8 protein-coding genes and 1 pseudogene are annotated in these 11,960 nt (G+C 69.9%); 4 read left to right on the top strand and 5 right to left on the bottom strand.

Annotated elements, in window-relative coordinates; all coding sequences use genetic code 11:
- Window positions 1–276 precede the first annotated feature (276 nt).
- Entirely contained in the window at window positions 277–1,233 is a 957-nt protein-coding gene (locus tag ACJ8AN_RS16620; protein ID WP_407756345.1) for a Vps62-related protein, read from the bottom strand.
- An 81-nt stretch (window positions 1,234–1,314) separates the two neighbouring features.
- Window positions 1,315–2,661, bottom strand: coding sequence for an argininosuccinate synthase (argG, locus tag ACJ8AN_RS16615; RefSeq protein ID WP_407756344.1), 1,347 nt, complete (start codon window positions 2,659–2,661; stop codon window positions 1,315–1,317).
- 148 nt (window positions 2,662–2,809) lie between these two features.
- On the opposite strand from argG, the gene hutU reads away from it, so the two are divergent.
- The 3 genes from hutU (at window position 2,810) to ACJ8AN_RS16600 (ending at window position 6,641) form a co-directional block, all read left to right on the top strand.
- Window positions 2,810–4,465, top strand: a complete 1,656-nt coding sequence (gene hutU, locus ACJ8AN_RS16610) for a urocanate hydratase (protein WP_407756343.1) — start codon at window positions 2,810–2,812, stop codon at window positions 4,463–4,465.
- A gap of 3 nt (window positions 4,466–4,468) precedes the next feature.
- The gene (hutI, locus tag ACJ8AN_RS16605; protein ID WP_407756342.1) at window positions 4,469–5,734 is read left to right on the top strand and encodes an imidazolonepropionase; all 1,266 of its coding nucleotides are present in this window, start codon (window positions 4,469–4,471) and stop codon (window positions 5,732–5,734) included.
- A 70-nt stretch (window positions 5,735–5,804) separates the two neighbouring features.
- Window positions 5,805–6,641: a class II glutamine amidotransferase gene (locus ACJ8AN_RS16600; protein ID WP_407756341.1), complete on the top strand. Its 837-nt coding sequence runs from the start codon at window positions 5,805–5,807 to the stop codon at window positions 6,639–6,641.
- 3 nt (window positions 6,642–6,644) lie between these two features.
- Here ACJ8AN_RS16600 and ACJ8AN_RS16595 read toward each other — a convergent pair whose 3' ends face one another.
- The 3 genes from ACJ8AN_RS16595 to ACJ8AN_RS16585 all read right to left on the bottom strand — a co-directional run bounded on the left by ACJ8AN_RS16595 (window position 6,645) and on the right by ACJ8AN_RS16585 (window position 11,687).
- Window positions 6,645–8,981 carry an ATP-binding protein gene (locus tag ACJ8AN_RS16595; RefSeq protein WP_407756340.1) on the bottom strand — a complete coding sequence of 779 codons (2,337 nt, stop codon included), beginning with the start codon at window positions 8,979–8,981 and terminating at the stop codon, window positions 6,645–6,647.
- Window positions 8,978–10,129, bottom strand: a complete 1,152-nt coding sequence (locus ACJ8AN_RS16590) for a sensor histidine kinase (RefSeq protein WP_407756339.1) — start codon at window positions 10,127–10,129, stop codon at window positions 8,978–8,980. The genes ACJ8AN_RS16595 and ACJ8AN_RS16590 overlap by 4 nt, the downstream gene beginning before the upstream one ends.
- 109 nt (window positions 10,130–10,238) lie before the next feature.
- A complete protein-coding gene (locus ACJ8AN_RS16585; RefSeq protein WP_407756338.1) occupies window positions 10,239–11,687 on the bottom strand; it encodes a glycosyltransferase in 1,449 nt (482 codons plus the stop codon).
- 160 nt (window positions 11,688–11,847) lie between these two features.
- Between ACJ8AN_RS16585 and ACJ8AN_RS16580 the strand changes: the two are divergent.
- Window positions 11,848–11,960: pseudogene (locus tag ACJ8AN_RS16580) on the top strand (aldehyde-activating protein); the annotation flags it as partial.

The following is an 11,960-nucleotide window of genomic DNA, read 5'->3' as shown; positions in this document are numbered from 1 at the left end:
CATCTCCTCCCGCTGAAACCGGTGCGCCGAGGATAGAAGGGCGCGCCTTCGCGGGGAAGCGGCTGCGCTAAGCCAGATGGGGTAGGTCCTGTCAGGGGGGAGGCTCCGGGCGCGTTTTCCCGCAACTGGTCCGATGGTCGTACCAGTCGGGACGAAGCGCGACCGGAAGGTGCCTCGTTCTTTGTGCCGAGAGCACCCTGACAGGACTTTCCCCACCTGGCTTAGCACGGCCGGGCGAAGGTGCCCGGCCGTGAAGCCCCTTGCCACACAGCGGCGTCAGTAGGTGGTCCAGGAGCCCTGGAAGGACGGGCCCTGGGGACCGCTGGTGTCATCGAGGCTGCCCACCTCGCCCCAGCGGCCGCCGTACTTGATGAACGTCTGGCCGTTGCGCGGCGCGGCCTTCTCGCCCACGTTCACCCAGTTGTTCCACGTCTGCCACACCGGGCCGCCGTCGTAGGAGTGGTCATCGAAGCCCGACACCTCGGTGGGGTACGTGCCCGCGGTGGGGTAGCTCGCGTGCGAGCCATCCGCCGAGTAGACGATGGGGTGTGTCCCGTTCCACTTGAGCTGCGAGGCGCTGTAGCGCGTGCCGCCGCTGTGCGCCGCGTACCAGGCCGAATAGAAGTTGCCGGCCGAGTCGGTGGTGACGGTGATGTGCTCCCAGTCCGCCTCGTGGTTCACCGACGCGTACGAGTCGTTGTACGCGTAGAAGAACCAGTACTGGAGGTCGTAGCCGCCCGAGACGAGCGTGCTCTTCTTCGAGTGCACGTACACCTTCCACCCCGAGGACGCCGAGCCGTTGTGCACGGTGTCGTCCGGCGGCTGGAGGAAGAACTCCTTGTGCGACGCGCTCGAGTTATAGACGGTGCTCGTGTGCGTGCAGAACGTGCCCTTCGTCGCGTGGGACTGCGCGGAGAGGTTGGCCTGCGTGGGCGCGGCGAGCGCGAGCACCTGGCAGTCCGGGCAACCCGAATGGTCGAAGCGCATCGTCACCCGCGCCAGGTACCAGTCCACGTTGGCCGGCCGCGTCCAGTCGATGGAGTCCGGAGCCAGCCGCACCTCGGGCGCGAACTTCGCCGCGAGCTGATCCTCCAGCCCATCGTCGATACCGTCCGCGTCCGCATCGGTGATGACCGCATCCTGGCGCGTACCCAGCACGGCCTCCTCCTCGACGAGGGGGCCGCACGAGGCGAGCGTCAGCGTGGAGAGCAGCAACAACCGTCCGGTTCGCATGGGGGAGTCTCCTGAGCGCCGGGGACCCTTCCCCGGCTGGGGACTCCCATATTCACGCAAACCGGGAATTAATGGAAAGCCTTACTCCTCGTCCCCGTCGCCGAGCAACTGGGCGATGCCGGTGCCGGTGCCGCCGGAGAGCTGGCGGATGCTGGAGAGGTGGTGGAGGAGGAGGGCGCGGTTGTCGCCCACGGCGAGGTTCTGCATCTCCAGGGCGCCGATGCGGTCCTCGGGGGTGAAGGCGCTGGCGACCTTCTCCATGGAGAGCTTGTCCGGATCGTAGGCCATGTGCTGGGCCTGGGTGTCGAGCAGCGTGTAGTCATCGCCGCGGCGCAGCTCCACGGTGACGCTGCCGGTGATGCTGGGGGCCACCCACCGGGAGAGCCCGTCCTTGAGCATGAGCGCCTCGGGATCGAACCACTTGCCCTCGTAGAGGAAGCGGCCCAGGCGGCGGCCCAGGGTGAAGTAGAGGTCCGTGGTGGACTCGTTGTGGATGGCGGAGAGCAGGCGCTCGTAGACGAGGTGCAGCAGCGCCATGCCGGGGGCCTCGTAGATGCCGCGGCTCTTGGCCTCGATGACGCGGTTCTCGAGCTGATCGCTCATGCCCAGGCCGTGGCGCCCGCCGATGCGGTTGCACTCGAGGAAGAGCTCGAAGAGCGAGGGGAAGCGCTTGCCGTTGAGGGACACGGGCAGGCCCTGGGCGAACTCCACGGTGACGCGCTCGGGGCGGATGTCCACCTCGGGGCGCCAGTGGGCCAGGCCCATGATGGGCTCCACGATGTTCATGCCCTTGTCGAGGTGCTCCAGGTCCTTGGCCTCGTGCGTGGCGCCGAGCACGTTGGCGTCGGTGGAGTAGGCCTTCTCGGTGCCCATCTTGTAGGGCATGCCGATGGAGACGAGGTACTCGCTCATCTCCTTGCGGCCGCCGAAGGCGTTGACGAACGCCGGGTCCAACCAGGGCTTGTAGATGCGCAGCTCCGGGTTGACGAGGATGCCGTACCGGTAGAAGCGCTGGATGTCGTTGCCCTTGTGGGTGCTGCCGTCGCCGAAGACGTTGACGCCGTCCTCGCGCATGGCCTGGACGATGGCGGTGGTGGTGACGGCGCGGCCCAGGGGCGTGGTGTTGAAGTACTTCTTGCCGCCCACGGAGAGGTGGAAGGCGCCGCACTGGATGGCGACGAGTCCCTCGCGCACCATGGCCTCGCGGCAGTCCACGAGCCGGGCCTGCTTCGCGCCGTGCTGCATCGCGACGGGAGGGATGTCGGCGGGGTTCTTCTCGTCGGGCTGGGCGAGGTCCGCGGTGTAGGCGTACACCTCGAGGCCCTTGCGGGACATCCACGCGACGGCGGCGCGGGTATCGAGACCACCCGAGAAGGCGAGACCAATCCGGGTACCAGCGGGGGGAAGCGAACGGTAGATGCGGCTCATGGCGCGGCGCGTGGTAGCACGGAACGGCCCGGACGTCCCGCGTCACCTGCGGGGAAGTCCTGTAGTGGGAAGCCACCAACTCGGACACCCCTCCCCCACCCGCTTTCGGTTAGTGTCCGCGCCGCTCGAGTACCCCCCGAGGAGACACATGTCCCGCACCATTCGTGCCCCCCGTGGAACCACCCTGTCCTGCAAGGGCTGGGTCCAGGAAGCCGCCCTCCGGATGTTGATGAACAACCTGGATCCGGACGTGGCCGAGCGCCCCGAGGACCTGGTCGTCTACGGCGGCATCGGCAAGGCCGCTCGCGACTGGCCGTCCTTCGATCGCATCGTCGACAGCCTCCGCCGCCTCACCGATGAGGAGACCCTCCTCGTCCAGTCCGGCAAGCCCGTGGGCGTCCTGCGCACCCACCCGGATGCCCCCCGCGTCCTCATCGCCAACTCCAACCTCGTCGGCCGCTGGGCCACCTGGGACCACTTCTTCGAGCTCGAGAAGAAGGGTCTCATGATGTACGGCCAGATGACCGCCGGCTCGTGGATCTACATCGGCACCCAGGGCATCCTCCAGGGCACCTTCGAGACCTTCGCCCAGGCCGGCCGTGTCCACTTCGGCTCCGATGACCTCTCCGGCCGGCTCGTCCTCTCCGGCGGCCTCGGCGGCATGGGCGGCGCCCAGCCCCTCGCCGCCACCATGAACAACGCCGTCTTCCTCGGCGTGGAGATCGACCCCACCCGCGCCCGCCGCCGCGTGGAGACGCGCTACCTCGACGTCGTCGCCAAGGACCTCGACGAGGCCATCGCCCTCGCGAAGGAAGCCCAGGCCAAGCGCGTGGGCCGCTCCATCGGCATCATCGGCAACGCGGCCCAGGTGTTCCGCGAGCTGTACCGCCGCGGCATCAAGCCGGACCTCGTCACCGACCAGACGAGCGCGCATGATCCGCTCAACGGCTACATCCCCGTGGACATGTCGCTCGAGGCCGCCGCCGAGCTGCGCCAGCGCGATCCCAAGGGCTACGTGGAGAAGGCCCGCCAGTCCATGTCCATGCAGGTGGAGGCGATGCTCGACTTCGCCCGCGCCGGCAGCCACGTCTTCGACTACGGCAACAACATCCGCGCCCAGGCGCAGCTCGCGGGCCTCGAGAACGCCTTCGACTTCCCCGGCTTCGTCCCGGCCTACATCCGCCCCATGTTCTGCGAGGGGCTCGGGCCCTTCCGCTGGGTGGCCCTCTCCGGCGACCCCGAGGACATCCGCCGCACGGACGAGGCGGTGCTGGAGCTCTTCCCCCACAAGGAGTCGCTGCACCGGTGGATCAAGATGGCCCGCGAGCGCGTGGCCTTCCAGGGCCTGCCCGCGCGCATCTGCTGGCTGGGCTACGGCGAGCGCGCCAAGGCCGGCCTGCGCTTCAACGAGATGGTCCGCAAGGGCGAGGTGAAGGCCCCCATCGTCATCGGGAGAGACCATCTCGACTGCGGCTCGGTGGCCTCGCCCAACCGGGAGACGGAGTCCATGCGCGATGGCTCGGACGCGGTGGCGGACTGGCCCATCCTCAACGCGCTCGTCAACGCGGTGAACGGCGCCTCCTGGGTGTCCTTCCACCATGGCGGCGGCGTGGGCATGGGCTACTCGCTGCACTCGGGCCAGGTGATCGTGGCCGACGGCACCCCCGAGGCCGCGCGCCGCATCGAGCGCGTGCTCACCTCCGACCCGGGCATGGGCGTGCTGCGCCATGCCGACGCCGGCTACCCCGAGGCCATCGAGGTCGCGAAGACCCGCGGCGTGCGCATCCCCGGCATCACCGAGTGACGCATGGAAACCCTGGAGCTGCTCATCCGCAACACGTCCGAGGTGCTCACCCTCGAGGGCTCCCCCCAGGAGCCCGCCGAGAAGGCCCTCACGCCTCGTCCCAATGCCTGCGTCGGCGTGCGCCGCGGGAAGGTCTGGTACGTGGGCCCCGAGGGCGCGCTGCCGCCGGGAGCGGTGGGCCCCTCCACCCGCGTGCTCGACGCCCACGGCCAGTTCGTGGGCCCCGCCTTCGTGGACCCGCACACCCACGCCGTCTTCGCGGGTGAGCGCGCCGCCGAGTTCGACCTGCGCTGCCAGGGTGCCACCTACCTGCAGATCGCCCAGGCCGGCGGCGGCATCGCCAACACCGTGCGCAACACGCGCTTCGCCGGCGAGGAGGATCTCATCCGGCTCGCCCTGCCCCGACTGCAGGCGATGCTCGAGTACGGCATCGCCACCGCCGAGGTGAAGAGCGGCTACGGCCTGTCGCTCCAGGACGAGCTGAAGATGCTCCGGGTGGTGCAGCGGCTCTCCGCCCTCCAGCCCCTGGAGCTCATCCCCACGCTCATGTGCGCCCACGCCGTGCCCGAGGAGTACCGCGAGTGGCGCGAGGCCTATATGGATCTCTGCATCAAGGAGATCATCCCCGCCGTGGCCGAGCAGGGACTGGCGCGCTTCTGCGACGTCTTCGTCGAGCAGAGCGCCTTCAGCCACGCCGAGGCGCGGCGGATCCTCACCGCCGGCCAGAAGGCGGGCCTCAAGCCGCGGCTGCACGTGGACCAGCTCACCGCCAACGGAGGCGCCGAGCTGGCGGCCGAGCTGGGCGCCGCCACCGCGGACCACCTGGAGAACATCAGCGACGCGGGCATCCGCGCCCTGGCCGACGCGGGCGTCACCGCCGTGCTCGTCCCCACCTCCACCCTCTTCCTGCGCGTGAAGCCCTATGCCCCCGGGCGCAAGCTGCGCGACGCCGGCGTCAACGTGGCCCTGGGCACCAACCTCAACCCCGGCTCCGCCATGAGCGAGAACCTCCCCCTCGCCATGGGGCTCGCCTGCCTGGAGAACGGGCTGACGGCCGCCGAGGCCTACTGGGCCACCACCCGGGGCGCCGCCCTGGCGCTTGGTTTGAGCACCTACGGGCGGATCACCGTGGGCGATCCAGCCAACCTTGTCATCTTTTCGTGCTCAAACTACCGCCACCTTCCCTATCACCTGGGAATCAATCACGCGCGGATTGTCATTAAAGATGGCCACGTGGTGGTAGAGCACGAGCGGGCCCTCTGTCCCTGATGACAGGCAGACAGGAGTGGCGGGGCGGGACTTCCCGCCGGGGCCGGCCGTTATAATCAGACAGAAGACCATGTGCCGTCTCTTCGGCTTTCGATCCGCTGTTCCCGCTGCCGTTCACCCATCCCTCGTCACGGAGAAGAACTCGCTGCTCCGCCAGTCGAGGGAGCACAAGGATGGCTGGGGCATCGCCACCTACGAAACGGGTGAGCAACCCCTCGTCGCGCACGGGCTCGGCCCCGCGTATTGCGATCCCGACTTCGAGCGGGTGAGCAGCCGTGTGTCCTCTCGCACGGTGGTGGCGCACCTGCGCCTGGCCTCGGTGGGCAAGGTGGAGAAGCGCAACGCCCACCCCTTCCACCACGGCCGCTGGTGCTTCGTGCACAACGGCACGGTGAAGAACTTCACCCAGCACCAGCACGAGGTGGAGGCCCTCATCCGGCCGGACCTGCGGGCGAACATCCGGGGCGCCACGGACTCGGAGCGCTGCTTCTACCTCTTCCTCACACGGCTGGCGCACCTGCAGTCGCTCGAGGGGCCCGCGTGCGTGGAGAAGGTGGCGTGCGCGCTGGCGGAGACGATGGGACTGGTGTCCCACCTCACCGACGTGCCGGGGCAGGAGCGCTCGTCCATGAACTTCCTCGTGACGAACGGGGACGTGATGGTGGCCACGCGGCGCAACCGCACGCTCTTCCTGTCGGACACGGCGCCCGAGACGGGCAAGCGCCCGCACCACCTGCACGGGGGCCCTCCCACGCCGGGCACGCAGCTGGAGCAGTTCGTGCTCGCCAGCGAGCAGCTCTCCGGCGAGGACCACTGGCACCCCATCGACGAGGACAACATCGTCGGCGTGGACAGCCACCTCGTCCTGCACCGCTGGAAGGTGCAGGAGCTGTGCGCGAAGCCCTGAGCGTCAGGCCCGCGCCTCGAAGCGCCGCATCACCTCCAGCATCTGCCGCAGCCGCACCGGCTTGCTGAGGTACTCGTTGGCGCCCGCCTCCAGGCACCGCTCGCGGTCTCCGGGCATGGCCAGCGCGGTGAGCGCGATGATGGGAATGGAGGCGGTGACGCGGTCCGCCCTCAAGGTGCGGATGGCCTCCAGGCCGTCGAGCCGGGGCATCTGGATGTCCATCAGCACCATGGCGGGCCGCAGCTCGCGGCACAGCCGCACCGCCTCCAGGCCGTCCCGGGCGATGCGCACCACGTAGCCGTGCGCCACCAGGTAGCCGTGCAGGTGGCGGGTGTTGGCCTCGCTGTCGTCGGCGATCACCACCGTGCGCCGGGCGGCGAAGTCCGAGGGCACCTCCGGCGCAAGGGGCTCGGCGCTCGGGAGGGCGTCGTGCACCGGCAGCTCGGCGTCGGGCGCTCCCGCGGGCAGCACCACGGTGAAGCGGCTGCCACGTCCCAGCTCGCTGTCCACCTCCAGCATGCCGTGGTGCAGGTCCACGAAGCGGCGCACCAGCGCCAGTCCCAGGCCCGAGCCCTCGTGCTGGCGCGCCAGCCCCGCGTCGAGCTGGACGAAGGGATCGAAAATGCGCTTCACGTCCTCCCGGGCGATGCCGGCCCCCGTGTCCCAGACGGTGAAGGCCACCGCGTCCCCACCCTCCCGCGACGTCACCTCCAGCCCGATGCGCCCTCCCTCCCGGGTGAACTTCATCGCGTTGCTCAGCAGGTTGAGGAGGATCTGCCTCAACCGCCGCCGGTCCGCGTGCAGGTGCTGCACCTCGCCGTCACTCGAGTACGCCACGGAGATCTTCTTGCGCCGCGCCTGCTCGCGCACCAGCCGCAGGCTCTCCTGGCACACCTCCTCCACGGGCACCTGCTCGAGCTCCAGCTCCAGGTGGCCCGCGTTGCTCTTGGCGATGTCCAGCACGTCGTTGATGAGCGAGAGCAGGTGGCGGCCACTCTCGTCGATCGTCTGTAGCGAGCCGCGCTGCTGCTCGGTGAGCGGCCCGAAGATGCCCTCGGCCATGGCCTCGGCCTGACCCAGCACCGCGTTGAGCGGGGTGCGCAGCTCGTGGCTCATGTTGGCGAGGAACTCGTCCTTCATCCGCGCCACCTGCACCAGCCGCTCGTTGGCCCGCCGCAGCTCCGCCTCCTGCTCGCGCTGCCTGCGCTCGGTGATGTCCAGGTGGCAGCCGGTGACGCGCACCCCCCGGCCCCGCTCGTCCCGCACCACCAGGCCATAACCGGCCATCCACCGCCAGGAGCCGTTCTTGGTCCGTATGCGGAACTCGTTCACGAACCGGTCGCCGCGCGACGCATCCTCCAGGTGCTGCTGCACCGTCCGGAGCGAGGCCTCCACGTCCTCCGGATGCATGCCGTCCTTCCAGGTGGCGAAGGTGTTGGGCAGCTCGTGGTCCTCGTAGCCGAGCTGTGCCTTCCAGACGGACGAGTAGTAGACGCGGTCCGTACCGACGGTCCAATCCCACAGGCCCAGGTTGCCCGCCTTCACCGCCAGCTCCAGGCGCTGGTTGGTCTCGTGCAGGAGCTGCTCCATGCGCACCCGCTCGGTGATGTCCACCGTGATGCCGAGCACGAACAGCTCCCCGTTGGGAGCCGGGAGGGGCCGCTTGATCGTGTCGTACCAGCCGACGGTGCCATCCGGTTTGGTGAAGCGCTCCTGCAGCCGGACCTCGGCCCCGGTGGCGAACACGCGCTGGTCCACCTCGTCGAAGACCTCGGTCTCCTGCCCCTGGGAGTGCACCTCGTCGGGACGCTGGAGCACGAGCTCCGTGGGCGTGGTGCCGTACGCATCCGCCAACGCCTTGTTGACGAAGACGAAGCGGCGCTGCCGGTCCCTCACGTAGACGAGGGTGGGGTCCGCGTCGAGGATGGCCAGCATGAAGGCGCGCTTCTGGCCGAGGAGATCCTCGCTCGGGTTGAGCAACCGGGGGGTGATGCGGCGCTCCCAGGCGGCCGGCACCCCCTGGGACGTCGCCCCCTGCATCCAGACGCTGACGAGCACGCCCCCACCCACCAGCGGCTGGCTGCGCAGGTGCCACACGGTGGGCTCATCGCCCTCGGCCGTGGGTGCGCCCCGGGTGAGGCGGAGGGCCTCGGATTGTCCGGCCAGCAGCTGACGCGAGGCGTCTTCTCCGAAGAGCTCGGCCAGCGTGAGCCCCTGCCTCTCGAGGAGGCCCGTGCCGGACAGCCGCTCCTGCCTGCCGCAGGTGGTGAGGACGCGCCCGGCGGCGTCGGTGACGAGCATCAGGGCCGGTGACGAGGAGGCGATGGGAGGAGGATTCACGGAGTGGGCCCCGAAACGGAAGACGAGGAGGTGGCGGGCGCGGAGGCCGCCGGGACTTCCACCACGACGCGGGTGCCTTGCCCCTGCCGGCTGTGGAGCTGGAGGCGTCCGCCCCACGACTCGACGAGCTGTTTGACGACGGGCAACCCCAGCCCCGTGCCCTGTCCGGCGGGCTTGGTGGTGAAGAAGGGCTCGAAGACGCGGGCGAGCACCTCCTCGCTCATGCCGGGGCCATTGTCCTCGACCCAGGCATCGACGCGCCCTCCGGGAGCGTGGCGCACGCCAGCCTTTATCTCCGGCCGGGCCGTCCCGGACAGGGCATCCGCGGCGTTGGCGAGCAGGTTGAGGAACACCTGCTGCGCATGCACGGGGTTGGCGTGGATGAGACAGGGAGCCGCGGGCAGCTCGAGCGACAGGCGCACGTGCCGGGCGCGGCCGGTGAGGCGCAGCATGTCGCGCACCTCGCCGAGCGTCCGTCCCACATCGGCCTGGAGCGTGGTGTCCTCCTGGGGGCGGGCCATGCGGAGGATGGTGCGCGCCAGCTCGGTGACGTGCTGGGTCGCCATGGCCAGCATGTCGCGCGTGTCCATACCCTCCGGGTCCGCCGGCTCCACGGGCAGCTCGGCGACGGCGACAGTGAGGACCTGGGCGATGTTGTTCAGCTCGTGGCTGACGCCGGCGGCGAAGGTGCCGAGCGTCGCCAGCCGGTCGGCCTGGAGGATCTGCTGGCGCAGCTCGCCCACGGTGGCCAGGGCGCTGTCGCGCTGCGTGGTGACCAGCTGGTGGTAGGAGCGCACCTTGAGGAGATTGGCCACGCGGGCGCGCAGCTCCGCCCCGTGCACCGGCTTGGAGAGGAAGTCATCGGCACCGGCCTCGAGCCCGAGGACGACCTCGCGCCGCCCATCCAGCGCCGTGAGGAGGATGATGGGGATGTAGTCCTCGCGCGAGTGCTCGCGAATCCGCCGACAGACCTCGAGGCCATCCAGGCCCGGCATCATCACGTCCAGCAGCACCAGGTCCACACCGGACTCGTGCGTGGCGGCCAGGGCCTCCTGGCCATTGCTGGCGAAGACCACCTCGTAGCCCCCGGGCGACAGCAGGGCCGCCGCCGTCTTCCGGCTGGCCTCGTCGTCATCGACGATGAGCACGCGCCATGGATGAGCACGTTGGGAGACCGGAGCGGATGGAGGACGAGTGGGCTCTGCGTCAGGCACCTGGCTCATGCGGAGTGTCTAACACGGGCGGGCCCGTACCCGCTCAGGGCGCCGCGGCGGACTCCGGGGCCACGAGCGGATGCTCCAGCCGGGCGAACAGCTCCCCGTACTGGATGAGGTGCCGGCTCCCGAGGAAGAACTCGAGCACGCGCTGATGGGCGTTCTGTCCCAGCCGCTCGGCGAAGGCGCGATCCGAGATCAACCGCTCCAGCGCCGCGCCGAAGCCGTCCAGATCCGTGGGCGGAGCGATCAGCAGCCCGCTCTCGCCCTCCACGAGCTGCTCCTCGATGCCTCCGACGGCGCTGCCGATGACGGGACGGGACTTCCACATGGCCTCGGCGACGGTGAGGCCGAAGCCCTCGGCGAGGCTCTTCTGCACCACGACGGCCGCGTGCCGCTGGAGCGCGTTGACGATGGCCGCGTTCTCGTCGCGGTCGAGCATGGGCAGACACACGAGCTGGATGCGCTGCCGGATGGCATGGGGGAGCGCGCGCCAGGCCGCGGTGCACTCGTCGAGCACCAGGGCGCCCTCGGGATCATCGGAGACGCCGCTCACATTGGGGCCCACGAGCGCGAGGTGGGCATTCCCGAGCGCGGCGGCACGTCGCGCGAAGCCGTGCATGACGCCCACCATGTCCTTGAGCCGATCCCACCGCGACACCTGCACGATGAGCGGGACGTCGGCGGAGGGCGGGGGTCCGGCACGCAGGAGATCCGCGCAATGGTCGATGCGGCCCGGCGTGCCGTCCCGGTGGGAGAAGACCGCGGGCACCTCCGGCCGGCCGCGCAGGATGCCCACGCGGTAGAGGATGGAGCGCACCGTGCGCTCGTCCATGGGCGCGTTCTTCACCGAGAACGGATCAATGGACGGCGGGATGACGACGTAGCGGCGCAGCCAGTCCGGCGCGTATGCGGAGCGGGTGAGGATGACGGCCTCGGCCTCCTCGATATACGGCCGGATGAAGCTCCAGGCGGACCGGACGTAGTCGTTCCACAGTTCCGTGCCGACGTGGCTCCGCCAGACCACGACCGCCCCCGAGCGCCGCAACAAGGGAATCAACCCCGCCGTCTGCGGATCATGCAGCAGCACGACGTCCCGGGGAGAGAGGAGCGCCGCGAACTCCAGCGCGTTGTCGCGCAGGACGGCCTCGTAGGTGGCTCGCTCGCTCGCCCCGAGTGGACCGCCATCCCCGGCGTCCCCGTGGAAGTGGTTGTGCACCCGCTTGGTGATGCGGAAGAACTCCTCGTTGCCCTGGATGACGAGCCAGCGCACGTCAATGCCCGCGCCCCGCGAGTAGGCGAGCAGGGGCTGGAGCATCTCCGCCACGCCGCCGCCCATGGCCGTCGAGTTCACGATGAAGACGACACGTCCCGCGAGCACCCGCCGGGCCAGCTCCGCCGCGGCATACAACTTCGCCGCCCGCTCGGGGCCGATGAGCGGCTCGAAGCGTTCCAGCGGCGTCGGGTGGATTTGAACCTCGCTGAGATGCACGAGGGAAACGTAGGGTGTGTCCGGGCCCGTGGCGTGCTCCCGCGTGGGAGCAGCGAGCGTGGGGCCCTCCTGGGCGCATGCCGGGCGGCTCGGTGCCGAGCGCTCGCCTACTGCCAGCGGCCCAGGGGTCCGCCGTAGGCGCCGATGACGGACGGGGAGTACGTACGGCGTCCAGGCGCGGTTCCCCCGTGACCAGGTGCGCACCGAGGGCCGCTCCACGCAGTACGTCCGTACCGGGGACAGCGGGAGTCGAGCCACCTTCCACTTCTGCCC

It is taken from the genome of Archangium sp., assembly GCF_045802675.1.
Lineage (GTDB): Bacteria > Myxococcota > Myxococcia > Myxococcales > Myxococcaceae > Archangium.
Note: the sequence above shows the minus strand (reverse complement) of the source record. Positions and strands in the feature narration are given on the sequence as shown.